The organism is Salsipaludibacter albus, assembly GCF_019798055.1.
Classification (GTDB): Bacteria; Actinomycetota; Nitriliruptoria; order Nitriliruptorales; family Nitriliruptoraceae; genus Salsipaludibacter; species Salsipaludibacter albus.
This window is the reverse complement of the sequence record NZ_JAHOPH010000024.1, coordinates 12,145-36,637: the sequence shown is the minus strand read 5'-3', so window position 1 is coordinate 36,637 and position 24,493 is coordinate 12,145. Positions and strand designations below refer to the sequence as shown.

19 protein-coding genes and 1 pseudogene are annotated in these 24,493 nt (G+C 73.0%); 7 read left to right on the top strand and 13 right to left on the bottom strand.

The window, feature by feature from the left end:
• Positions 1 to 15: 15 nt before the first annotated feature.
• Complete coding sequence (add, locus tag KR546_RS13790) at positions 16 to 1,059, bottom strand: adenosine deaminase (RefSeq protein WP_238445299.1); 1,044 nt, start codon at positions 1,057 to 1,059, stop codon at positions 16 to 18.
• Complete coding sequence (locus KR546_RS13785) at positions 1,056 to 2,990, bottom strand: ABC-F family ATP-binding cassette domain-containing protein (RefSeq protein ID WP_238445298.1); 1,935 nt, start codon at positions 2,988 to 2,990, stop codon at positions 1,056 to 1,058. The genes add and KR546_RS13785 overlap by 4 nt, the downstream gene beginning before the upstream one ends.
• A gap of 119 nt (positions 2,991 to 3,109) precedes the next feature.
• Between KR546_RS13785 and KR546_RS13780 the strand changes: the two genes are divergently transcribed.
• On the top strand, positions 3,110 to 3,772 hold the full coding sequence (locus KR546_RS13780; RefSeq protein ID WP_238445297.1) for a response regulator transcription factor: 663 nt from the start codon (positions 3,110 to 3,112) through the stop codon (positions 3,770 to 3,772).
• Between the two features lie 90 nt (positions 3,773 to 3,862).
• Here KR546_RS13780 and KR546_RS19340 read toward each other — a convergent pair.
• A pseudogene (locus KR546_RS19340) lies at positions 3,863 to 4,612 on the bottom strand (sensor histidine kinase); the annotation flags it as partial.
• A 726-nt stretch (positions 4,613 to 5,338) separates the two neighbouring features.
• The gene (locus KR546_RS13770) at positions 5,339 to 6,955 is read right to left on the bottom strand and encodes a sulfite oxidase (RefSeq protein ID WP_238445296.1); all 1,617 of its coding nucleotides are present in this window, start codon (positions 6,953 to 6,955) and stop codon (positions 5,339 to 5,341) included.
• Positions 6,956 to 7,287: 332 nt separating this feature from the next.
• Here KR546_RS13770 and KR546_RS13765 point away from each other — a divergent pair, with 332 nt between their 5' ends.
• Positions 7,288 to 8,589 carry a S1C family serine protease gene (locus KR546_RS13765; protein WP_238445295.1) on the top strand — a complete coding sequence of 434 codons (1,302 nt, stop codon included), beginning with the start codon at positions 7,288 to 7,290 and terminating at the stop codon, positions 8,587 to 8,589.
• A 118-nt stretch (positions 8,590 to 8,707) separates the two neighbouring features.
• Here KR546_RS13765 and KR546_RS13760 read toward each other — a convergent pair whose 3' ends face one another.
• From KR546_RS13760 to KR546_RS13740, 5 genes are all read right to left on the bottom strand, one after another.
• The gene (locus KR546_RS13760; protein ID WP_238445294.1) at positions 8,708 to 10,285 is read right to left on the bottom strand and encodes a sulfatase-like hydrolase/transferase; all 1,578 of its coding nucleotides are present in this window, start codon (positions 10,283 to 10,285) and stop codon (positions 8,708 to 8,710) included.
• Positions 10,278 to 11,663, bottom strand: a complete 1,386-nt coding sequence (locus tag KR546_RS13755) for a class I SAM-dependent methyltransferase (protein WP_238445293.1) — start codon at positions 11,661 to 11,663, stop codon at positions 10,278 to 10,280. Before KR546_RS13755 ends, KR546_RS13760 begins: the two co-directional genes overlap by 8 nt.
• A gap of 74 nt (positions 11,664 to 11,737) precedes the next feature.
• Positions 11,738 to 11,956 (bottom strand): hypothetical protein, encoded by a 219-nt coding sequence (locus tag KR546_RS13750; RefSeq protein ID WP_238445292.1) that lies wholly within the window; start codon positions 11,954 to 11,956, stop codon positions 11,738 to 11,740.
• Between the two features lie 212 nt (positions 11,957 to 12,168).
• Entirely contained in the window at positions 12,169 to 13,059 is an 891-nt protein-coding gene (locus KR546_RS13745) for a hypothetical protein (RefSeq protein WP_238445291.1), read from the bottom strand.
• Complete coding sequence (locus tag KR546_RS13740; protein WP_238445290.1) at positions 13,056 to 15,995, bottom strand: DEAD/DEAH box helicase; 2,940 nt, start codon at positions 15,993 to 15,995, stop codon at positions 13,056 to 13,058. The genes KR546_RS13745 and KR546_RS13740 overlap by 4 nt, the downstream gene beginning before the upstream one ends.
• A 290-nt stretch (positions 15,996 to 16,285) precedes the next feature.
• On the opposite strand from KR546_RS13740, the gene KR546_RS13735 reads away from it, so the two are divergent.
• On the top strand, positions 16,286 to 17,278 hold the full coding sequence (locus KR546_RS13735) for a LysM peptidoglycan-binding domain-containing protein (RefSeq protein WP_238445289.1): 993 nt from the start codon (positions 16,286 to 16,288) through the stop codon (positions 17,276 to 17,278).
• A 12-nt stretch (positions 17,279 to 17,290) separates the two neighbouring features.
• Here KR546_RS13735 and KR546_RS13730 read toward each other — a convergent pair whose 3' ends face one another.
• Positions 17,291 to 17,806, bottom strand: a complete 516-nt coding sequence (locus tag KR546_RS13730) for a gamma carbonic anhydrase family protein (protein ID WP_238445288.1) — start codon at positions 17,804 to 17,806, stop codon at positions 17,291 to 17,293.
• A gap of 20 nt (positions 17,807 to 17,826) precedes the next feature.
• On the bottom strand, positions 17,827 to 18,501 hold the full coding sequence (gene trhA, locus KR546_RS13725) for a PAQR family membrane homeostasis protein TrhA (RefSeq protein WP_238445287.1): 675 nt from the start codon (positions 18,499 to 18,501) through the stop codon (positions 17,827 to 17,829).
• Positions 18,502 to 18,623: 122 nt separating this feature from the next.
• Here trhA and KR546_RS13720 point away from each other — a divergent pair, with 122 nt between their 5' ends.
• Positions 18,624 to 20,219 (top strand): peptide chain release factor 3, encoded by a 1,596-nt coding sequence (locus KR546_RS13720; RefSeq protein WP_238445286.1) that lies wholly within the window; start codon positions 18,624 to 18,626, stop codon positions 20,217 to 20,219.
• 16 nt (positions 20,220 to 20,235) lie between these two features.
• Here KR546_RS13720 and KR546_RS13715 read toward each other — a convergent pair whose 3' ends face one another.
• Together KR546_RS13715 and KR546_RS13710 are read right to left on the bottom strand one after the other, a co-directional pair.
• A complete protein-coding gene (locus KR546_RS13715) occupies positions 20,236 to 20,820 on the bottom strand; it encodes an HdeD family acid-resistance protein (protein ID WP_238445285.1) in 585 nt (194 codons plus the stop codon).
• A 57-nt stretch (positions 20,821 to 20,877) separates the two neighbouring features.
• The gene (locus KR546_RS13710) at positions 20,878 to 21,600 is read right to left on the bottom strand and encodes an aquaporin (RefSeq protein WP_238445284.1); all 723 of its coding nucleotides are present in this window, start codon (positions 21,598 to 21,600) and stop codon (positions 20,878 to 20,880) included.
• Between the two features lie 107 nt (positions 21,601 to 21,707).
• On the opposite strand from KR546_RS13710, the gene KR546_RS13705 reads away from it, so the two are divergent.
• The 3 genes from KR546_RS13705 (at position 21,708) to KR546_RS19765 (ending at position 24,448) form a co-directional block, all read left to right on the top strand.
• On the top strand, positions 21,708 to 23,180 hold the full coding sequence (locus KR546_RS13705) for an ATP-binding protein (protein WP_238445283.1): 1,473 nt from the start codon (positions 21,708 to 21,710) through the stop codon (positions 23,178 to 23,180).
• A gap of 33 nt (positions 23,181 to 23,213) precedes the next feature.
• Positions 23,214 to 23,483 (top strand): lipopolysaccharide assembly protein LapA domain-containing protein, encoded by a 270-nt coding sequence (locus tag KR546_RS13700; RefSeq protein ID WP_238445282.1) that lies wholly within the window; start codon positions 23,214 to 23,216, stop codon positions 23,481 to 23,483.
• A gap of 122 nt (positions 23,484 to 23,605) precedes the next feature.
• Complete coding sequence (locus KR546_RS19765; protein WP_338019158.1) at positions 23,606 to 24,448, top strand: tail fiber protein; 843 nt, start codon at positions 23,606 to 23,608, stop codon at positions 24,446 to 24,448.
• Positions 24,449 to 24,493: the final 45 nt, after the last annotated feature.

The following is a 24,493-nucleotide window of genomic DNA, read 5'->3' as shown; positions in this document are numbered from 1 at the left end:
GCATCCGCTCCGGCCTCAGTCGGTGAGGCGGGTGGCGGTCTCGTCGATGGTGGCGTGGACGGTGGTGCGGACCTCGTCGGTGGTGAAGGCGGCGTCCAGCGAGTCACGGGCCACGGCCAGGGCGTCGTCGGTGGTCCAGTCGAAGGCGCGGGCGACGGCCAGCAGTTCCGACGACATCGTCACGTCCGACATCAGCCGGTTGTCGGTGTTGAGGCTGACCCGCAGGCCGAGCTCGCGGAAGCGCTCGATGGGGTGGTCGGCCAGCGTGTCCACCGCACCGGTGTGGACGTTGGACGTCGGGCAGCACTCGACCATGACGTCGCGCTCGCGCACGGCCAGCACGGCCGGCCCGAGCCGATCGCCGTCGAGGTCGTCGACCAGGGTCACCCCGTGGCCGATCCGACGGGCCCCGAAGCGGTCGATCGCCTCGGTGACCATCGTCGGCCCGTGGGCCTCCCCCGCGTGCAGCGTCAGCGGCACACCCGCCTCGGCCAGGGCGTCCAACGCCTCGGCGTGCACCCGGGCCGGGTGGAACGACTCGGCACCGGCGAGGTCGAAGCCGACCACGCCCCGGCCGTGGAAGGCGATGGCGACCTCGGCCGCCTCGCGGACGACCTCCACGGGTGAGGTCCGCATGCCGTCCAGCACCAGCCCGGCGGGGATCGGCCCCTCGGCCATGCCGGCCAGGGCGGCCTCCACGACCTCGTCCAGCGTGAGGCCCTGCTGGGTGTTGAGCTCGGGCGCGAACCGCAGCTCGGCGTAGACGACGCCGTCGGCCGCCAGGTCCTCGAGGGACTCGCGGGCGACCCGGGCCAGGGCCTCGGGGGTCTGGAGGACGGCGACGGTGTGGGTGAACCCCTCGAGGTACAGCTCGAGGTCCCGCCGCCACGCACCGGCATGGAGGTGGCGCGCCAGGGCGATCGGGTCGTCCTCGGGCAGGTCGTGGCCGACCTCGGCCGCCAGCTCGGCCAGCGTCTCCGGCCGCAGGCCACCGTCCAGGTGGTCGTGCAGGACCACCTTGGGCATCGCCAGCGCCAGCACCTGCGTCCAGTCGGTCATGTCCGCTCCTCGTTCGTCTCGTCGGTGTCCAGGGCCTCCACGGCCCGTTCCCAGGTCCGCATGGCGCGTGCCGCCCGGTCCTTCGCGGCGTCCAGCCCGACGACGACGGTGCGGGCCCGCTGCTCGTCGTCCCAGAACCCGTCGGCGGCCATCGCCCGCACCAGGGTGGCGACGTCCGCCTCCGCGGCCGTCACGGCACGCTCGGCCTCCTGCACGGCCCGCTCGTGGCGCTCGCGGGCACGCGCAGCCCGCCGACGCGCCCGGGGATCGCCGCCCTCGTCGGCCGGCGCCGGCCCGTCGGTCCGTGCGGGGCGGGACTGCGGGGTCACCGCCGGCTGGGCTCCCCGGGCCGCGACCCAGTCGTCCCACGAGCCGCGGTGGGCCGTCACCCGCCCGTCCCGCACCTCCACGACGCGGTCCACGACGTTGCGGAGCACGTGGCGGTCGTGGGTGATCAGCAGCAGCGTGCCGGGATAGGCCGACAACGCCTGCTCGAGCACGTCGCGCGACGGGATGTCGAGGTGGTTGGTCGGCTCGTCCATGACCAGCAGGTTCACGGGGTCGGCCATGACCTTGGCCAGCGCCAACCGGGTCCGCTCGCCACCGGACAGCGCGCGGACCGGGCGCTCGGCGGCGTCCCCGGTGAACCCGAAGGCCCCCAGGAACGTGCGGGGGTTGCGCTGGCGATGCTCCTCGGACAGGTCCTTGGTGAACTCGGCCAGCACGGTCGCGTCCAGGTCGAGCACCTCGACCTGGTGCTGGTCGAAGGTCGCGACCTCGACGTTGTGGCCCAGGGTCACGCGCCCCCGTCGCGCCGGCAGCCGTCCCAGGACCAGCGACGCGAAGGTCGACTTGCCGGCGCCGTTGGGACCCACGACCCCGACCTTGTCCCCGCGCTCGACGACCAGGGACACGTCGGCGACCACGTCCGGCCCGTCGTCGTGGCCGACCGCCGCGTCCACCACCTCGACCACGACCCGGCCCGAGCGAGGCGGGTCGGGGAAGCCGAACGACACGTGTCGGGCGCGCAGGTCGGGGACCTCGATGCGCTCCATCCTGTCCAGCGCCTTGATCCGGGACTGGACCTGTCGTGCCTTGGTGGCCTTGGCCCGGAAGCGGGCGATGAACTCCTCGGTCTGGGCGATCTCGCGGTCCTGGTTGGCCTTGGCCCCCCGCAGGCCCGCCAGCCACTCCTCGCGCTGGGCCAGGAACGCCGTGTAGTTGCCGACCCACGTGAACACGCGGGAGGCCGCGACCTCGGCGACGTGGTCGGCCACGGCGTCGAGGAAGTCGCGGTCGTGGGAGACGAACAGGATCGCGCCCTCCCAGCCGGCCAGCGCACCCTCCAGCCACGAGATCGACTCGACGTCGAGGTGGTTGGTCGGCTCGTCCAGCACCAGCACGTCGGGTCGTCCCAGGAGCAGCCGGGCGAGGGCGGCCCGCACCCGCCAGCCACCCGACATGTCCGCCAGCGGCCGGTCCGCGTCGTCGGGATCGAACCCCAGGCCCGCCAGCACCCGATGGGCATCGGCCTCCAGCTGGTAGCCACCCAGCGTCTCGAAGCGCGCCTGCAGCTCGCCGTAGGTCGCCAGCACGGTGGGGTCGGCGAGGTCGGCCTCCATCGCCTCCAGGCGAGCCTGCAGGTCCAGGAGGTGGTCGGCGCCGGCGAGGGTCTCCTCCAGCACGGTGCCCGTCGGGGTGTGGTCGAGGTCCTGGGGCAGGTAGCCGACCCGCACGCCACGGGCACGCACGACCTCGCCCTCGTCAGGCTCGACCAGCCCGACCACGATCTCGAGCAGGGTCGTCTTGCCGGCCCCGTTGGCACCGACCAGTGCCATCCGCTGCCCCCGCAGGAGACGCAGGTCGACATCGCTGAACAGTGGCGTGGCGCCCCACGACTTGGACACGCCACTGACGGTGAGCACGGACATGCAGGACTGACCCCCGGGTGATCGGTCGCGCCAGCGTAGTGACCTCGGCGGCAGCACCCGGCCGGGCGGTGGCGCGCCTAGCATGGCGGACGGGGGCGTCCGGGTCGGGAGGTGCGGTGGTGAACCTGCGAGTCTACGTCTGTGACGACGACTACCTGGTCCGCGAGGGAGCACGGGCGGCCCTGGGCAGCGTCGGCGACATCGAGGTGCTGCGGGCAGCCTCGGACGGCGACGAGCTGCTCGCGATGGTCGACGACGACCCGCCGGACGTCGCCATCATCGACATCCGGATGCCACCGTCGCACACCACCGAGGGCATCGAGGTGGCCAAGCGCCTGCGCGAGACCCATCCCGGTGTCGGCATCGTCGTGCTCAGCCAGCACGACGACCCGGCGTACGCCCTGGAACTGCTCGGGGACGGCTCCGAGGGGATGGCCTACCTGCTCAAGGAGCGCCTGGGCGACGTGGACCGACTGGCCTCGGCGGTCCGGACCGTCCACGCCGGGGGCTCGATGCTGGACCCGCGGATCGTCGACACGCTCCTCATGGCGCAGGGACAGCAGTCACACGGACTTTCCGCCCTCACCCCGCGGGAGCACGAGGTCCTCGCCCTCATGGCCACCGGCAAGGGCAACGCCGCGGTCGGGGCCGAGCTCGACATCGTGGAACGATCGGTCGAGAAGCACATCTCCTCGATCTTCAAGAAGCTCGACATCAAGGACGACATCCACCTCAACCGCCGGGTCGCGGCCGTTCTCCTGTACCTGGAGCGGGGCCGCTGACCCTGCCCCGGTCGCGACGCGACGATCGACGCGTCGACTGCCCCGGGCGGCCGGGTCCGGCCGGTGGTGCGCACCGTCGCGCGGCAGCAGGGCGAGCACCGTCGTCCCGGTCCGACCCGACACGATCTGGACGGTCCCACCCAGGGCGGCGGCCCGGTCCCGCTGGTTCGCCAGGCCACGACCCTCCGGGGCACGCTCGACGTCGAAGCCATGGCCGTCGTCGCGGACCCGCACCCGCAGTCGCTCCGGGTCGCAGACCAGGTCGATGTCGATCGAGGCCCCCTCGCCGGCGTGCTTGAGCGCGTTGGACACCGACTCGGCGACCAGGAAGTAGGTGTTGGCCTCGACGTCGAGGTCCAGCCGCGGGAAGGGGCGGGGTGCCGCCTGCACGCTCACGCGTCCGTGGGACTGGCGGGCCAGGCTCTGCAGTGCCTCGTACAGCCCACGGTCACGCAGGATCGCCGGATAGACCCCCCGAGCCGTGTCCCGGAGCCGGCTGAGCATCAGGTCGACCTCCTCACCCAGCCGCGTGAACACCTCGTCGGGCTCGGCAGCGCCGTCCTCGAGCTGCTTGCGGGTCAGGGTGAGGTGCAGCCGCAGCATCACCAGCTGCTGCTGGATGCCGTCGTGGAGCTCGCCGGCCAGCTCCCGCCGGGTCTCGTCCTGGCCACCCACGACCCGCCGGGTGGCCTCGGCCAGCGCCGTCTGCTGACGTTCGATCGTCCGACGGGCTCCGGCGAGCTCGTCGCGGAGCTGCTCGAGCGCGCTGATCACGACCCGGAACTCGTCGGGTGGTGCCGGAGGCTCGCGGCCGCGCTCGTCGGGTGCGTCCCATGGCATGCGTGGCACGACCTCGACGACCCCGCTGCTCGCGGCGGTCGCCACCAGTTCCTCGATGGGTCGGGTGAGCAGCCGCACCACCACGGTGGCAAGCCCGATGGCGACCACGGCGATGAAGGCAAGGGTCAGCAGCCGCGTCTGGAGCATGCTGCGTCCCAGCGCCGCGGCCGGATCGGCGATCGCGACGACGGCGACGCCGTCGCCGTCGGTGCCGATCGGGCTGGCGACCGCCCACCAGTTGCCTCCCGGCCCGTCGGTCGCGACCCGCGCGTCGTCGGTGACCCCGTCCGCAGCCGACATGGCCAGCGCCGGGTCCACGCCGGCGGCGACGACCCGGTCGCCCCGCACGACCGCCACGCCGTCCACGTCGAGGTCGTCGGCGACGTCGCCGAGCACGCGCGGTGTCACCCCACCGATGCTGTCGGGATCGTCCTGGTCGACCGCGCCCACCAGCGGCGCCAGGTCGACTGCCGCGCGGTCCGCCAGGGCCCGCATCCAGGTCGCGACCGACCGGTCGAGGACGGCCGTCGCACGTCCGCTGTCGACCACGAACCCCAGGCCGACGGCGAGCACGATCACCGCGGCGAAGCCCACCACGAGGCGGGATCGCAGCATCCCGCTGGGCGGGACACGCAGCGGGGCACTCACCCGGTTCCTGTCGTTGGACCGTGGCCCAGTCTGCCACGCCTCGGCGTGGTCGTGCGCCCGACCCCGGGTGGGGCGATGTCAGGCGGCGTCGACCTGCACGGTGTGCCAGCCCTGGGCACCGTTCGGGTGGGGCGCCGTGCGCTCCTCGGGCTGGGTCTGCCCGGTGCCGTCGGTCGCCCGGACGGCCAGCCGGTGCCCGCCGGGCTCGAGGGCCACGGGCAGCTGCCACTGGACCCAGGTGTCGTCGTCCAGTGGCTCGGACAGCGTGGCCTCCTGCCACGCCCCGTCGTCGACCCGGACCTCCACCGCCTCGATGCCGCGGGTGGGCGCCCATGCGACGCCGGCCACGGTGACGTCCCCGGCAGCCACCCCGGCGCCCTCGCCGGGCGTGTCGATGCGTGCCTGGGTCTTGACGGGGCCCTCCTTGGACCAGCCGCGCGGCACCCAGTAGGCGTCGAAGTCGTCCCACCCGGTCAGCTCGATGTCGCTGAGCCACTTGGTGGCGGACACGTAGCCGTACAGGCCGGGGACGATCAGGCGTGCCGGGAACCCGTGGGCGACCGGCAGCGGTTCCCCGTTCATCGCCACGGCGATCATGGCATCGCGCCCGTCCCGCGCGATCTCGGTCGGGAAGCCCACCGTGAAGTCATCGACGGCCCGCCCGACCAGCTGGGTCCCGCCGTCGAGCACGCCCACCTCGTCCAGCAAGGGCGCCAGTGGCACGCCGGTCCAGCGGGCGTTGCCGACCAGCCCGCCGCCCACCTCGTTGCTCACGCAGGCGATGGTGACGTCGGACTCGACCAGGCCACGATCGACCAGTTCCTCGAAGCTGAACGACCGCTCGCGCTCGACCAGCCCGTGGATGCGCAGGCGCCAGGTGGCCACGTCGACCCGTGGTGCTCCCGTCAGCGCGGTGTCGATCCGGTAGAAGTCCTCGTTGGGCACGAACAAGGGGGTGAGCCCGTCGACGTCGAGGCTGGCCGCCGCCGGCGCCGGGGGCAGGGTGCTGACCGGGTCCGGGAGCATCTCGGCCAGCGAGGCCGCGTCCGGGTCGACCGCGGGCGGTCGGCCGAGCAGCCGTCCACCGACGCCGGCCAGTGCCGCGACGCCGCCCACGGCTCCGGCCGCCGCGAGGAAGGTCCGTCGGTCCAGCGCGACAGGCTCCCGTCCGTCACTCCGGACCACGTCGAGCATGCCGTCGCCGCGCCTGCCCGCGACCAGGACCCACGTCGCACCGAACCCGGCCGCGACCGCGACCACCACCGCGATGGTGGTCACCCAGGGGATCGTCGCGACGTCGCCCAGGGCCGACACGATCCCGATCAGCCCGAACGCGACGAACAGCGCGCCGGCCTCGCCGCCTCGGCCCGTCCGCGCCATCAGGCCGGCGGCCGCGCCGACCGCGAGGACGACCACGACCACGCCGAGCCCGATCACCAGGCGGTCGCGCTCGCCGAACGTCTCGATCCCCCACGTCAGCAGGTCGCCCGGCAGGATCGCGACGACCTGTGCGGCGACGGCATCGACCAGTGACGGCATCCCGTCCAGCAGCCCGGCGAACAGTTCGGTCAGCCCCAGGGCAAGGCCAGCCCCGACGGCGCCCGCCAGCGCAGCGGCCGCGCGTCCCGGTGCCGGCCGGGTGGCCGGGGTCGTCCCGACCGTGGTGTCGGGTCCGGTCGTGTCGACGGTGCTCATGGTGTCTCCTGCGCTGCTGCCGGTCCGCGTCCGGGCGGACGGCGGGGCGGTCGGTGGTTCCACCCTCCACAACGGCCCCTGCCGCCCATCATCATTCCACGACCCGCGCCCGGCGGCTGCGCGAGCCCGTCCAGGAGGACCCGGATCTGCCCCCATCACGGTCCTGCGGGGTCGTGCGGACGTCACCGGGGGCTTTCTGAACAATCCCTTTCCGACCGCCCACGGAGGCCACGAAGCGGCATGTGACGGGCGCTCGACCCGGCGATGGACCTCCTCATCCTGCTCTCAGCACCCGTTCGTACCGTGCGGACTCGACGCACGAGAGGACCGCCATGCCGACCACGTACCTGACCCCGCCGGCCCCCGACACCACCGGGCCCGACGCCGGACCTCGCTGGAACGAGGGCGAGGCCCACGAGCCGACGCCCACCCCGTCCCGCGGTGGCACCACCCCGCCCCCGCCGCCGTCGACCGGGCCAGACCATGATCGCACGCCCGGTCGCCGGTCCGGGCTGGTCGCCGTGGCACTGGTGGCCGCGCTGTCCGGCGCCGCCGTCGCGACACCGATCGCGCTGCTGGTCGACGACGACGCGCCCGCCGAGACGGTGGTGCCGACCGTCGCCGGCGAGCAGGACGACGCCACCTCCGGCGACGACCGGGCGGCCGACGACCCCGCTGCAGAGGACTCCGCGGAGGACTCCGCTGACGACGGGGCTGCCGCCGACCAGGGCGCCGCGGCCGCGCCGGGCACCGCCCCGGAGGCCATGGACGTCAGTGCCGTGGCCGCGGCTGTGACCCCCTCGGTCGTGCGCATCAACGTCACCCTGCCGACGGGATCCGGGTCCGGGTCCGGGGTCGTGATCGACGACCAGGGCCACATCGTGACCAACAACCACGTGGTGTCCACCGCCCCGACCGTGGAGGTCACCCTCGCCGACGGTCGTGAACTGACCGCGGACGTCGTCGGCACCGACCCCACGACCGACCTGGCCGTGCTGGAGGTGGACGCGGACGACCTCGCTCCCCTGCCGGTCTCCGACACCACGCCCCGTATCGGGGAGCCCGTCGTGGCCGTCGGCTCGCCGTTCGGTCTCGACGGGTCGGTGACCGCCGGGATCGTCTCGGCGCTGGGCCGCACGGTCCAGGGCGCCGACCTGCCCCTGACCAATCTCGTCCAGACCGACGCGGCCATCAACCCCGGCAACTCCGGCGGTGCACTGGTCGACGCCAACGGCGAGCTGATCGGCATCAACACGGCGATCGCCACCTCGGGCGGTGGGTCCGACGGCATCGGCTTCGCCATCGACACGGCCACGGTGAGCAGTGTCGTCGAGGACCTGATCGCCGACGGCTCGGTCAGCCGCTCGTTCCTGGGCGTGCGTGGGGCGACCGCCACGGCCGCGGACGGGGTGCCCGCAGGGGCGTTCATCGACCAGGTCGTCAGCGGGTCCCCCGCCGACGAGGCCGGGTTGCAGGACGGCGACGTCGTCGTCGGCCTGGACGGTGACGAGGTCACCACCTTCGAGGAGTTCGCCGCTCGCCTCGCCCGGATGGAGCCCGGCACCGAGGTCACCCTGACCGTCGACCGCGACGGCACCCGACAGGACCTGGCCGTCACCCTCGGCGAAGCCTGACCCCGACCCACCACCACTGCGCGACGGACACGACGTCCCGGTCGGACATCACCCCCTGACTGGGCGGACGGCCCGACCCCACACGGGGTCGGGCCGTCTCCACGTGGTCGGGGGCGGGTCAGTCGAACTCGTCGGTGACCTCGGTGAAGTCGTACAGGTGCTGCTCGTCGGTGAACACCCAGACCCGGTCGTCGACCAGGCCCAGGTCCGTCCCGAAGTACCGATCGAGGATGAACCGCCAGGTGTTGACCCCGGTGATGTCCGCGGGCACCTCGTCGTCCAGCCCGGGCAGGTACCACGCCGAGAACGTGCGCAGCTTCTCGGCCCGCACCTCGGTGTCCACGTCCAGCCAGTTGATCCCACCCGCGGCGGCGTACTGCTCCTCCGGGTGCGGCCCCTCGTCGGACTGGATGACGATGATGGGGTCGTCGGCCGGGTCGCCCGTGACCAGGCGATCGACCAGGTCCGTGAGTCGCTGGTTGACGTACTCGACCTGGTTGACCGTGTTCTCGACCCGCGTGCGGGACTGCTCCTCCTCGGCCGTGACGTAGGAGCCGTCCGCGTCGTACACGTACGGCTCGTGCGGCAGCGTCACGTGGGCGAGGACGAAACGCGGCCGGTCACTCGGCTCGGTCACCAGGGCGTCGAGCTCGTCGAGCTGGTAGTCGGTGATGGCCCGGATGAAGTTGCGCGAGTCCATCCCCTCCTCCTCGGTGACCGCGCCCGTCCAGCGCAACGCCGTCGTGGTGCGCCAGACGGTCTCGAACTCCGAGGCCGTCGACAGGTTGCGGTTCTCGGTCGCGACCGACGACTCGGCCGTGGGACCCCACCAGGACCCCAGGTGGAGGTAGTCGAAGCCGGAGTCGGTGATGAACCGGCCCAGCCGGTGGTCGTCGAGCAGGTCGTACAGCGGTCCGTAGTCGGCCCCGTCCTCGGGGGGCTCCGGGACCAGGTCCTGGACCGTGTCGAGGTTCCACGTGGCGGCCAGGGAGTGGGCGGTCTTGGGGTAGTTGGCCCGGGCCTGGTCCTGGATGCTGAAGCCGAGGTCCTCGAGGTGGGACTCGAAGTCGCTGTTGTCGAACCCGTACTCGTCGGACAGGGTCTCGGCGCGGGGGTAGCGGTCCGGGATGATGTACCAGATGTCGCGAGCAGGGGCCTCGGCGCCGGCGAAGTCCACCAGCACGGGCTGGTTGCGACTGGGGACCAGGACGGGGCGCAGTGCCACCAGGGCCAGCACGGTGGCCACGACCGAGAAGACGTTCAGCAGCAGGGTGAGGCGTGCCAGCACGACCCGCGACACCAGCAGGGACAGCACCAGCCCGGCGACCACGACGGCCCCCGTCACCACCAGGCCGGTGGTGGCGCTCGCCTCGGGCAGCACCCGCCCGACGGCCAGCACCGCGACCGCGGCGATCGACGTGGCCAGCCCCGCCCGTGCCACCGGGTTGGGCCGTCGTGCCAGGGCGTACAGCCCCGCCAGGACCAGCCAGACGACGGCGCCGACCGCGAGGGTGCGCCACAGCACGGCCGTGGCGTCGGTGACCGGGACCTCGTGGACGTTGGCGCCCCACAGCGCCAGGGTCGGGTACGCGACGACCAGCAGGGGGTGCAGGACCCACCGTCCCAGCGGCCCTCCCGGGACCGGCGGAGCCGCCTCCCGGACCGGGCCGTCCAGCCCGACCGCGGTGTCAGTCATCGCGGCGACGCAGCAGGAACAGCTCGCGGTCCGACTGGGGCAGGGGGCTCACCGAGACCGTCTCGAAGTGACGGTCGACGGCCTCCACGAACACCTCGCGCGTGTAGTCGGCGAACACGTCCTCGCGGGTCGACAGCAGCACGTCGACCTTGGGGTCGCCCTTGGGCACCCACTCCACGACGACGTGGCGACCGAGGCGGGCGAGCTCGGCCACGACGTCGGGCAGGGGCACGTTGGCCCCGATCGACAGGTGGTGGACGAGCGCCAGTGCCAGGACGAGGTCGACCGGTCCGCGGTCGGCCAGCGACGGGCGCTCGGCGTGGGCCCAGCCCAGCCCCGGGGACGGGTTGGTCAGGTCCAGGACCAGGGGAAGCAGGTCGCGCGGTGACCCGGCGGCCAGTTCCTGCCAGGCCTTCTCGACCGCGCCGACGTCGATGTCCCAGGCGACCGTGGTCGCCCCGGCCTCGACGGCGAGGTCGGCGAACCGGCCCGTGTTGGCGCCGAGGTCCCACACGATCTCGGGGGCCACGGTCGCCACGTGCTCGCGCACCAGCGCGACCTTGGCCTCCATGGCGTCGCGGACGTAGTGGTCGGCCTCGGCGTAGTAGTCGCCCCAGACGGTGCCGGACGGTCGGTACTCCAGCTTCGACACGGTCCGCCGCAACGAGTCGACCAGGCCCACGAGCGCGTTGTGCGAGAAGGTGGCCTCGCGCGACGACCCGCCACCGCCCCCGCTGCCGCCGCGCCCACGCGCACGGGCGTGCAGGTGCAGGTGCTGGGCGAGTCCGGGGCGCAGCTTGGTGCGACCCGGGAGGAGCTGGGACGCCAGGTCGAGCTCGACCCCGTCGAGCCGTGCGACCAGCAGCCGTCGCAGGCGGGGGTCGACCAGGGTCTGCAGCGCCAGCGGGGCCAGGAACTGCTCGCAGAACTGGCCGTGGGCGATCCAGGGACGACCCTCGACGAGGGGCTCGAACGACAACGTGTCGATGAAGACCGGGCGGCCGTGGTGGAACTGGATGTTGTGGGCCGACGCGTCCCGCAGGGTCATCCCGTGGTCGAGTGCCGTCCGCTGGACCTCCAGCGTCGCCAGGGCCGCGGCCCGCAGCTGTCCCGGCGCCCACTCGTGGGGCTGGGACAGGGTGGTGATGCGCTCCGGCTCGATGACGACGTGGGCGCGCTGGTCGCCCAGCGCGACGTCGACCTCCTCGTGGTGCACGAGCAGGCCGGCGTCCCACAACGCGGGGAACAGGTCCGAGGCGGCGACCGCGTCCCACGTCTCGGCGTGGACGCGGTTGACCTGTCGGAGCAGTCGACCGTCCCGGCTGAACACGAAACCGGCCGGATCCCGGAAGGATCCGGCCACGCGTGTGAGAACCATCGCCACGTGTCCTTCGGCAGGAGGGTCAGTGGGCACGGCCGAGCCACGCCCCGCCGTGCTCGAGGACGGGTCGGTCAGCCGTCCCGGCTGGTGGCGTCGCTGTCACGACGGAAGAACGACACGATCCGGCTCCAGAACATGGTGATCGCGGTGCCGGCGGCGGCCAGTCCGGCGATCAGGGCCTGGAAGATGATCGAGGTCGTGCCCGGGTCGATGTAGGCGTTGGCCGCGGGGATCACCAGCAGCAGTGCCGCCAGCGTCCACAGGGTGGTCAGTCCGAGTCGTTGTCGCACGGGTGGTTCCTCTCGTGACGGTCACCCCGGTTGCCAGGTGGTTCGGGGTCGGGCCGGTGTCGGTCGCGGCCGATCGTGCACCGCTCGGACACCCGGGTCGGTTCCACCTGCTGGTGGCCCGCCCCTCGCCGTGGCGTGACAGTGAGGTTATCGGGTGGTGACGTCACGTCGACCACCCGGACGTCGGGGAGCGGCGCACGGTGCGGCCGTGGTCAGGCGGCGCGGTACTTGGCCGCCGACCCCGCCCCCATGCGCATGACCGCCCCACCCTCGTAGAGCCGGTCGAGGTGGTCGGTGACGACCTGCTCGTCCAGCCCGAGGGCGTCGGCGAGTCGCTCGGCGCTGGTCACGCGCTGGGCGCGCAGCTCGGCCAGGAGCACCTCGTCGTCCGCGACGTCGCCGCCCTCGCCGGCGGCCAGCCGCCACGCCATGGCCGCGGCCGCGGCGATCGCGTCCTCGAGCTCGTCGGGCTCCTCGATGCCCGGCGGCGGGCCGAGCCGGTCGATGAGCGCGGTGAGGTCGGCCGGCGGGTGCGGGTGGACCGGCAGGTCCAGGTCGCCACGGGCGGTGAAGGGGTCCGACAGGTCGATGCTGTCGTCGCCCCCGGCGGACACGGCGCCCCGGGCACGTCGGAGCGCGCCGAGCAGGTCCTGGCGCCGGTGTCCCCGCCACTGGAGCAGCCGGAACGGGTCGCGTTCGATCGCGACGGCGACGACGTGGTGAGCCACGGCCTCGTGGGGACACTGGCGAGCATCGGCGGAGCAGGATGCCTCCACCGAATCGGGGACCAGCAGCTCGGGGCGGGCGAGGTCCTCGGGGAGGCGCCCGGCCAGCAGGTCCGCGGTCGAGCGCAGGTTCCGGCCGGCCACCTCGATGACGTGCTCCCAGTCCTCACCGGCCAGCATCGGGACGGTGACCACCACCTCGGGCGAGCGACCCCGTGGGCTGGGCACACGCAGTCGGGCCCGGCCGGGCTCGATGCGCAGCGCGTCGACGTGGTGGCCCGCACCGCGGCGGCCCCGGTCGAGCCAGCGCTGGCGGGACGCGTCGCGGCCGGCGACGACGTCCAGGTAGGCGCGGGCGAGGTCCTGTCCGACGGTCATGCCGCGTCCTCCTCGTCGAAGGCGTCGGCCGACAGCGACACGAGCTCACGGATCTCGTCGTCGCCCAGCTCGGTGATCCACGCCTCGGAGTCACCGACGACCGACTCGGCGATCGCGCGCTTGCGCTCGAGCACCTCGTCGATGCGTTCCTCGACGGTTCCCGTGGTCACCATCCGGTGGACCGTGACGGCCCGGCGCTGCCCGATGCGGTGGACCCGGTCGGTGGCCTGGTCCTCCACGGCCGGGTTCCACCAGCGGTCGTAGTGGATGACCTCGGTCGCGCTGGTCAGGTTGAGCCCGGTGCCACCGGCGCGCAGCGACACCAGCAGCAACGGCACCGCCGTGCCGGCCTGGAAGTCGTCGACCATCTCCTCGCGCTTGGACAACGGGGTGCCGCCGTGCAGGAACGGGACGTCGGACAGGCCGAGCTCCTCGGCGAGGTGGATCGCCAGCAGGTCACCCATCTCGCGGAACTGGGTGAAGACCAGCGCCTGGTCGCCGTTGGCCAGCACCTCCTCGAGGATCTCGGTGACGCGGGCGAGCTTGCCCGACCGGTCGGCGAGGGCACCCCCGTCGCGCAGGTACTGGCGCGGGTGGTTGCAGATCTGCTTCAACCGGGTCAGCAGGGCCAGGATCCGACCCCGACGCTCGAACGCGGTCGAGCCCAGCCCGGACTCGAAGGCCTGGTCGATCGCCCGCTGGTACAGCACGGTCTGCTCACGGGTCAGCGAGGTCATGACCGTCAGTTCCTGCTTCGCGGGCAGGTCGACCGCCACGTCGGGGTCGGACTTGCGACGACGGACCACGAACGGCGCGATCAGGCGACGCAGCTGGGCGGCGGCCTCCTCGTCGCGCCAGCGCTCGATCGGGACGGCGAAGCGTCGGGTGAAGCGTCGCTGCGGGCCGAGCATTCCCGGGTTGGTCAGGTCGAGGATCGACCACAGCTCGGCCAGGCGGTTCTCGATCGGGGTGCCGGTCAGGGCGAAGCGGGCACGTGCCGGCAGGGTCCGGGCCGCCTTGGCTCCCTGCGAGCTGGCGTTCTTGATCTGCTGCGCCTCGTCGAAGATGGCGATGTCCCAGTCGACCTGCGACAGCAGCCCGACGTCACGTCGCAGCAGTGCGTAGGAGGTCAGCACGACGTGGCCCGGCGGGATCTGGCGGGGCGAGACCGGTCGATCGGGTCCGTGGTGGCGGATCACCTGCAGGCGCGGCGCGAAGCGACCCAGCTCGCGCTCCCAGTTGCCGACCACCGACGTCGGGCACACCACGAGGTGGGCGCGGTCCTGGGGACGGGAGGTCAGCAGGGCGATCGCCATGATCGTCTTGCCCAGGCCCATCTCGTCGGCCAGCACGCCACCGGCACCCATCTGGGCCATCTTCTGCAGCCAGGCCACCCCGCGCTCCTGGTACTCGCGCAGGTCACCCTCGATCGCCACGATCTCGGCCTCGTCGGGACCGGGCTGTGCCCGCAGGCGCTCGACCAGGTCGGCGATGTCCCCGACGGCGACCACCTCGAGCTCGTCGTCGTCGCGCTCGGCATGGCCGGACAGCGCCGACGCGACCGCCTCGGTCAGCTCCATCGTGCCGCTGGACCCGGCCAGCTCCCCGACCCGGGAGGCCTCGTCGCGGTCGATCCGGACCCACTGTCCACGCCAGCGCACGAGCGACCGTTCGAGGTCCATCACCTCGGCGAACTGCTCGGAGTCCAGCACGTCGTCGCCCAGCGCGACCTCGTAGGAGAAGGCGGTGAGCGACTGGCGATCGAGCAGGCCGGTGCGGTCCAGGCGCCCCGTCACCGGCGTGGTCTGGCCGATCCTCAAGCGCGGACGGAGACGCTGGGCGTTGACCTCGCGCAGCTCGGGCGGCAGCAGCAGCCCGATCCCCGCATTGGTCAGCGCAGTGACGCCTTCCGACAGCAGGTCGGCGGCCTCGGCCGACGACAGGTCGACCACGGTCGGCCGCTGCTCGTCCAGCGCGCGCTGGACCGGCGCGAAGGTCGCGGCCGCGTCGACCAGCCCACGCACCAGGACACTCTGTGCACCGTCGAGCCGACGGCCACCCAGCTCCGTGGCGCTGCCGTCCCAGACGCGGGCGGCGTCGACCACGTCGGACGACTCGTGCACCGACTGCAGCAGCAGTTCGAGACGCCAGGGGTCGTCGGACACGACCAGGTCCGCGGTGTCGTCGACGTCGGGGGCGAGCAAGCGCATCGCCAGGCGCAGGTCGGCCCGGCCAGCGTCACCGCGGGCCGGCTGGAGCCACTCGACGACGTCGGCCGCCAGTTCGTCACCGGCCCGGCGCAGGGGCGCGACGACCGGGTCCTCGCCGGTCAGGCCCTCCAGCAGGAGCTCGCGCCACGGGCGTGCCGAGCGCCGCCGGTCGGGGCGCGGCACCGGGCGATGGCCGTTGCGTCCACAGGCATCGGCGACCGCGTCGAGGAAGGCCGACAGGGCGTCGAAGGCGCCCAGCGGACCCCCGTCGACCACCACGGCGTGCGCCGCCGGGGGCAGCAGGTCGGCCAAGCGTTCACGGCGACCGTCGTGCGGGGCGAGGGCGACCCAGTGGACCAGGGCCGTGTCGGGGGCCGACGTCGCGACCAGGCGGGGCAGGAGGCGCCCGCCGGTCACCAGCTCGAGTCCGAACTTCGCGGCCAGCGACCACGCCAACACACTGTCGGACGGACGGGACCAGTCCGGCCACGTCTCGCCGGCGGGAAGCTCCGCGAGCCTCCGCAGGGTCGCGACGAGTGGCAGGAGACGTGCCTCGACGTGGCCGAGCGCATGGTCGACCTTCCCGGCCTCGCCGGCCGGCAGGTCGAGGTGGCCCAGGGCCCCGCGCAGGTCCTCGACCCCCCAGGCGGCGAAGGCGCCCGCGGCGGGCGCGTCCGGGTCCGGGACGAACGACAGTTGCACGCGTCGCGCTCGGGCACCGTCCACCACACCGGATCCTTGGGGTCGTCAGGTCATGCTCGGACAGGGGCCCTGCCGAGGTGTCGACCCCCCAGCGTACAAAGCCCGCCCGTCGACCCCTGCGGCGGGCCGGCCGCCCCCAACCGGTCCTGGACGCCCGACTGCGTGCCCAGCGCACGATGGGATGTGAAGGATGTGCTTGATGTGGCTATAGTTGGATTTGTTGTCCAACGGAGTCCTCTTTCGTGCTGTCTCGTTCCGGATCCCCCGCCCCGTCCTCGCCGCCGACGTGGCGCGACCGCCTCGAGGAGCGCCCCGTGCTCGGTGGCCTCGTCCTGTGCGGTGTCGCGGCCGTGGTCGTCGGCCTGTCGTCCGCCGACTGGAAGGTCGAGGCCGGCGACACGCTGTACTCGATCGCCAACGCGACCGGCAGCTCGGTCGACGCGATCGCCGCGGCCAACGACATCGACGACCCCAACCTCATCTACGTCGGGCAGGTCTTCGTCACGCCCGAGGTGGGTGCGGACGCGCCCGGCGACGCAGCCCCCGACGAGGAGCCTCCGGCGGCCGAGCCCGACGCCGTGGACCCACCGCCGTCGTCGTCCGACGCCGTGACCACCTCGCAGGCCGGCGACACCCTGGCCAGCATCGCCGACCGGCTCGGCATCACGGTCGACCAGCTCGAGGCGGCCAACGGCTACACCCACGGTCCGCTGTCGGTTGGTCGTCGCGTCCGCGCCTCGTCGCCCCCGCCCCCGTCGGCCGGTGGCGGTGGCGCGGCCACCCACGTCGTGGGCACGGGCGAGATGCTGGCCGGGATCGCCGACCGGTACGGCGTGTCGTGGCAGGACCTGGCCGCCGCCAACGACCTCCCCGACCCCAACGTCATCACGACGGGAACGGCCCTGGCGATCCCCGGTCGGGGGGGCGGCATGACCTGCCCGGTGAACGGCGCCGTGTCGTTCATCAACGACTTCGGCGTGGCCAAGCCGGGCGGCCGCCACCACGAGGGCATCGACCTGCACGCCGACCGCGGCACGCCGGTCGTCGCCCCCGTGTCGGGCCGCGTCGAGCACGTCACCGGGACTCGCGGCGGCAAGCAGTTCCACCTCTTCGGTGACGACGGCTACCGCTACTGGGGCACCCACCTCGACGAGCTCGGCGCCTCCGGGCGGGTCGAGGCCGGCGAGGTCCTGGGCACGGTCGGCACCAGCGGCAACGCCGCCGGCGGCCCACCCCACCTCCACTTCGAGGTCTATCGCGACGGGATCAGCATCAACTCCTGGCCGACCCTGGCCCAGGTCTGCTGAGGCAGCGACAGTTCAGCCCGTGGCAGCGCGATACCACTTCGCCAGGCGGGTGTAGGTCGCGACGTTGGGACGGGGCGTTGGCGGCACGTCGAGGTCGCGTGGGCGGGCCGGGGCTCCGACCACCACCGTGCGTGGCGCCACCGAGGTCCCCTCGGTGACGAGCGCACCCGCACCGACCACCGCACCCGCGCCGACGTGCGCTCCGTTCAGGACGATCGCGCCCATCCCGACCAGGACGTCGTCCTCCAGCGTGCACCCGTGGACCACGGCCCGGTGGCCGACGGTCACCCGCCGACCGATCGTGACCGGGTGGTCCGGGTCGGCATGCACCACGGTCCCGTCCTGGAGGTTGGACTCCTCCCCGACGACGATCGGCCCGACCTCGGCCCGGAGCACGCAGCCGAACCAGATCGACGCCCCGGCCCGGACCTCCACGTTGCCGGCGACGACCACGCCGGGGGCGATCCAGGCGTCGTCGTGGACGACCGGCGTGTGGCCGTTGACGGTGACGAGGCGAGGGGTGTCCATGACGCGCTCCGGAATCGGGATCAGGCGGGTGCGAGGACGCCGACGACCAGGTGCCAGTGACACGCGACCGCCACGATGACCAGGACGTGCCACAGTTCGTGGTAGCCGAACCAGGTCGGCCACGGGTCGGGCCGGCGCAGGGCCACGATCACGGCGCCGAGCGTGTAGGCCAGGCCCCCCGCGACCAGCCAGACCACCGCGGCCCGGCCCCCGGGGCCCTGCCACAGTTCCACGACCCCGATGATCATGACCCATCCCGCGCCCAGGAACATCCCGTGGGCGAACCCGCGTGGGGTCGCGGTCGGGAGCCACTCGACCACCAGGCCGACCACGGCCAGCACGACGGCGACCGGGATCACCCAGCGTTGCCACGACGGGGGGAGGCCGAGGAGCGCCACGGCCACCGTTGCCGCCCCGATCATCAGGTAGATGCCGGTGTGGTCGAGCCGGACCCACACCTCGGTCGCCACCGGTCCGCGGTCGCGCCAGTGCATCCCGGCCGACAGCGTGAGCATCACCACCGCGGCCAGCGTGTACATCCCCACCGCCACGCGGGGCGTGCCCGGCTCGGCCACGAGGATGGCCCGGATGGCCAGCGGCGCCGACACGACGGCGGCCAGCGCATGGCTGACTCCGCGCAGGCGTGGCCGGGCCGCCTCGAGCGCCCGTTCGGCGTTGGGGGACAGTTGGATCATCGGCCGCGACGATAGCCTCGTGGGGCGTCGCGCCTCCCGCCCGCAGCCCCACCATTCGCCGTCTCCCCTCCCGTGCCGCCCTGCGTCCCGGGGCGGGCCGAGCCCGCCCGAAGGTCTCCCGCATGTCCGCCGAAGCCGCCCGCGTCCGCAGCGAGGCCGCTCGCCGTCGCACGTTCGCGATCATCTCGCACCCGGACGCCGGCAAGACCACGCTGACGGAGAAGTTCCTGCTGTACGCGGGCGCGATCGCCGAGGCCGGCGCCGTGAAGTCGCGCAAGGTCGCCCGCACGGCTCGCTCGGACTGGATGCAGATGGAGCAGGATCGCGGGATCTCGATCTCCACGACCGTGCTGCGCTTCGACCACCACGACGACGCGACCGACACCGACCTGGCCTACAACCTGCTCGACACCCCCGGCCACCGCGACTTCTCCGAGGACACCTACCGGGTGCTGTCGGGCGTGGACGCCGCGATCATGGTCCTCGACGCCGCCGCCGGGGTCGAGCCCCAGACCAAGAAGCTGTTCGAGGTGTGCGCCCGACGCGGGACCCCGCTGATCACCTTCATCAACAAGCTGGACCGCCCGTCCCGGGGGCCGCTGGAGCTGCTCGACGACATCGAGGAGCAGCTCGGCCTGGTCGCCACCCCGGTCACGTGGCCGGTGCGGACGGCCGACGGGGTCTTCCGCGGTGTCGTCGACCGCCGCGACCGTGCCTTCCATCGCTACGACCCCGACGTCGCCAACACCCAGCGCCAGGACGCCACCACCTCGACCTGGGACCCGGCCGACGTCGACACGGGCCCGGCGACCGACGACGACCTGGCCCTGCTCGACGAGCTCGGGCTGTCCCACGACCCGGAGTCCTTCCTGGCGGGACGCACGACCCCGGTCTTCTTCGGCTCGGCCCTCAACAACTTCGGCGTCGAGCCCCTGCTGGACGCCATCGCCGCGATGGCACCGCCACCCCAGCCACGCACGGCCGTGGACGGCACCGTGCGCCCGATCGACTCCGGCTTCTCGGGCTTCGTCTTCAAGGTCCAGGCGAACATGGACCCGCGACACCGCGACCGGATCGCCTTCGTGCGGATCTGCTCCGGGCGGTTCGAGCGTGACTCGCAGCTGACCTGCACCCGCACGGGTCGCAGCATGGCCGCCAAGTACGCCCACCAGGTGTTCGGCCGCGAGCGGGTCACCGTGGACGAGGCGTTCCCCGGCGACGTGGTCGGGCTGGTCAACGCCACCGACCTGCGGATCGGGGACACCCTCCACGACGGCGACGAGATCGCCTACCCGCCGATGCCGGTGTTCACGCCCGAGCACTTCCGCGTCGCGACGCCCGGGGACCGCTCCCGCGTCAAGCAGTTCCGCACGGGCATCGACCAGCTCGACCAGGAAGGCGTCATCCAGGTCCTGCGCCATCCCGAGCTCGGTGACCAGGCACCCGTCCTGGCGGCCGTCGGCGCCCTGCAGTTCGAGGTCGCCGCGTGGCGAATGGAGCACGAGTTCGGCTCACCGGTCCGGATCGAGACCACCGCCTTCCACGAGGCCCGTCGCACGACCGACGACGCCGTGGACCGGCTCCGGCGCATGCGTGACGTCGAGGTGTACCGGCGTGCGTCGGGCACCCCGATCGCGCTGTTCCGCGACCGCTGGCAGGTCGAGCGCATCCTGCGCGACCATCCCGAGCTGCCGCTCGACAAGGTCTCCACCACCTGATCCGGGGGCCCGTCCCTCAACGTCGGTCGAGTTGTCCCGCCTCGGTCTCGACGTCGTGGACCATGCCGCGCAGGCGCCAGCCGGCCCAGGTGGCGAGCAGGCCTGCCAGCAGCAACGCGATCCCGACGACCATGACCAGGACCTGCACGGTGGGGCCGGGCCATGCCAGCAGGATCGCGCCCGCACCGATGGCCAGCGCGGCCTCGAGGAACAGCGGGCCGCGGTGCCCCGCGGCCGATGGCGTCAGCGCGATGATCGCCTCCGCCAGGCCCCACAGGACCCAGAACGCGGCCACCACGACCACGATCAGGCCCACGCTCCGCAGCGGCTGGCTGATCACCAGGAGCCCGGCGAGCACCCCCAGCACGCCGACCACGCCGCGCAGCAGTCGGGCCTCGCTGCCCCGCTCGACGACCGCCAGGACGGTCCGCAGCGCCCCGGCCACGACCAGCTCCAGTCCCAGCAGGACCGCGACGACCGTGACGCTGGCCTCCGGCCAGACCAGCAGGGCGATGCCGAGCAGCAGGTGGACCACGCCGATGGCCACCGGCAGCTGCCACACCAGGGAGACGGGCAGGAGGTCGTCGGTGCGCTGGTCCATGGGCTGGCTCCTCGGTGCGGTGGGTTCGATCGGTGGGGTGGGGTCGAGCACGTGCGGTCAGCCGGCCGTCACCACCTCGTCGTCGTCCACCCGGGGTCCGAGCAGGCGCCACAGGACGGCGGCCAGTGCTCCACCGACCACCGGCGCGAGGATGAACACCCACAGCTGGGCCAGGGCGTCGCCGCCCGCGAACACCGCGGCGGCCAGGCTGCGGGCCGGGTTCACGGAGGTGTTGGAGACCGGGATCGTCGCGAGGTGCACCAGCGTCAGTCCGAGCCCGGCCGCGAGCGGCCCGAGCGACGGGGGGTACGTGGGGCGGGTCGTGGCCAGCACGACCAGGACGAACAGGGCGGTGAAGGCGACCTCGGCGACCAGGACGGCGACCAACCCGTAGCCGCCCGGGGACAACTCGCCGTAGCCGTTGGCGGCGAAGTTGCCGGCCGACGAGAAGCCGTCGACGCCGGAGGCGACGAGCCACACGATGCCGGCACCGACCAGGGCACCGACGACCTGGCCGAGCAGGTACCAGCCCAGCAGGGCGGTGTCGATCTTGCGTGCCAGGTACAGCCCCACGGTGACCGCGGGATTGATGTGGCAGCCGGACACGTGGCCGATCGTCGCCGCCATCACCAGCAGCGACAGTCCGAAGGCCAGGGCGATCCCGAGGGTGCCCATGGCCTCGCCGGCCAGGACGGCGGTGCCGACCCCGCCCATCAGCAGGACGGCGGTGCCGATCCCCTCGGCGACGGCGATGCGGGCAGGACTGTGCGAGGTGGCCATCGGGAGGCTTCCGTCGGGGTCCGGGACGAAGCTGCACTCGCAGTATCGACGATGACGTCGGTCGACACAACGACCCGGCACGCCGCGCCCCCCGCGATGGTGGCATCATGGGCATCCGCCGACCCGACGAGGCCACCGTGACCGACCACGACCCGTCCACCACCGTCGCCTGGTCCGTCGACGGACGTACCTTCCGGTGTCGCGGTCCGCTGGGTGGATCCCCACCGCTCGGGGAGTACGTCCGCATCGAGCCACCGGAGGGTGAGGCCAGGATCGGGCAGGTCCTCCAGCTGGACGTGGTGGACGCGGGCGATCGTCGCCTGGTGTCGGCGGGCGGTGACCTCGTCGATCGGGTGCACTCCCCCGCCAGCTTCGACGGCGCCACCCTCGCCCGCGCCGGCGACGACGACCTGCGACGCACCCTGTCCACGGCGACGGGCGGACTGGAGGTCGGGTCGCTGCGCGATCGCGACGACGTCGCCGCGAGCCTCGTGGCCTCGGGGTTCAACCGCCACACCTTCCTGTGTGGCCAGTCCGGATCGGGCAAGACCTACTCGCTCGGGGTGCTGCTCGAACGCCTGATGCTGGAGACGACGCTTCCGCTGCTGGTGCTCGACCCCAACGGCGACCACGTCCACCTCGGCGAGGTCGCCCCGGGCGTCGACGACGACCTGGCGGCGCGCTACCGGGCGGCCGCCGCGGACGTGCTCGTGCTGTCGAGCCAGCCGGACTCCGACCACGAGCCACTCCAGATCCGGCTGGCCGAACTCGGCCGGCAGGGAATGGCCGCGATGCTCGAGCTCGACCCGGTGACCGACCGACACGAGTACAACCAGCTGCTCCACCTGGTCGAGGAACAGTCGCACACCTGGCACAAGCTCACCGACGTCGTGGCGAGCATGCGGGACGACGCGGACTCGGGCAGCGACCTCGCCCTGCGCACCGAGAACCTTGGCCTGCTCCAGATGCAGATCTGGGCCGGCAGCGACGGCACCACCGTCCACCAGCACTGGACCGGCCGCGCTCCCCGGGCACTCATCGCCGACAGCTCCGGACTGCCGGAACGCCGGGAGCGCCTGGCGGTCGCGGTGAGCGTGCTGCAGGGTGCGTGGGCGCGACGCCGCGAGCGCGAGCCGTTCCTGCTGGTCGTCGACGAGGCCCACGACGTGTGCCCGGCGGTGCCCCGTGACCCCCTGGAACGCCAGGCCGTGGAACTGTTCACCCGGATCGCGGGCGAGGGCCGCAAGTACGGCATCCACCTGCTGCTGTCGACGCAGCGTCCGGACAAGTTGCCCGACAACGTCCTGTCGCAGTGCGACAACCTGCTGCTGATGCGGGTCAACTCGGCCGGCGACCGCGCGGCGCTGGCCGAGCGGTTCAGCTTCGCGCCGACCGGCCTGGTCGACATGGTCGGCAGTTTCGGGCTGGGCGAGGCACTCCTGGCCGGCCGCGTCGCGTCGCCGCCGGTGCTGGCCCGGATCGGGACGCGGATCACGCCCGAGGGTGGCGGCGACGTGCCGACCGACTGGGCCCACGGGGGGCCGGGCGGGGTCGTTGGCGACGGGCCGGGAGCGTCCTAGCCTCTCCACCACCCCCGCGACCACGAGGCGCCCATGACCGACCAGCCGTCGACTCCCGACCGCCGTCCCAACCGCCCCGACCAGGTCGTGCGTGACACGGGCGTGTCACCCCGACAGGTCGTGGCCATCGTGCTGGGCGTCCTGGCGCTGATCTTCATCTTCCAGAACAACGAGTCCATCGCCGTGCAACTGCTGGTCGTGGAGATCTCCGCGCCCCTGTGGATCGTCACGCTGATGCTGTTGGCCCTGGGCATCCTGATCGGCTGGCTCCTGTCCTCCCGACGCGCCAGGCGCAAGGCCTGACCGAGCGCTCCTTCCGGAGCGCCGGTTGCGGCCTATGCTTCCCCCAGGTTGGGGTGTGCCCGGGGACGGGCAGCCGCGGGCGTCGCCTGCGACCGACCTCGAGGGGACGAAAGGGGCGGGACATGAAACAGTCGACGACGGCAATCCTGGCCTTGGCCATCGGCCTGGTCGCCGGTGGGGCGGGCATCGCCGCGGCGGGAACGGGAGCCGCGGGCCAAGTGTGCGTGGACAGCGCGAACGGCAAGGTGCGGGTCGCGGAGACCTGCAAGCGCAGTGAGTATCCGCTGGAATTCCTCGGCGAGATGGGTCCCGAGGGACCGCCCGGTCCCGAGGGGCCGACCGGCCCTGCAGGAGCCGACGGTCCCGTCGGTCCGGAGGGGCCAGTTGGTCCCGAGGGTCCCGCCGGTCCCGAGGGCGCCGCTGGCCCCGAGGGCCCCATGGGACTGACGGGATTCGACGGTCCAGCCGGGCCGGAGGGTCCGACCGGGCCGGAGGGCCCGACGGGTTCGACCGGGCCAGCAGGTCCGGCAGGGCCCGCAGGTCCGGCCGGGCCTGAGGGTCCCGAGGGCCCCGTGGGGCTGACCGGTCCTGCCGGACCGATCGGGCTGACGGGACCGGAGGGCGCGCCGGGGGCCGTCGGACCGGCCGGACCGGCTGGCCCACAGGGACCGGCCGGCGACTCCGCCGCTTTCGGCACCAGGACCCAGGGTGCAGCGTCGGGTCGTGGGGCGGAGTGCACGCTCGGTGACGTCATCCTGACAGCTGGCAACGTGTCGAGCGGCCAGATCATCGCGAACGGCCAGGTGCTCCCCATCGCCTCCTACCAGGCGCTGTTCTCGCTGTACGGGACCACCTACGGCGGCGACGGGAGAACGACGTTCGCCGTCCCCGACCTCCGCGACGCCGCGCCCAACGACCTGTCGTACGCGCTCTGCGTCTTCGGCATCTACCCCTCCCGGAACTGACCACACCCGGCGGCACGGCCTGATGTGAGTTGGCCGCACCGATGT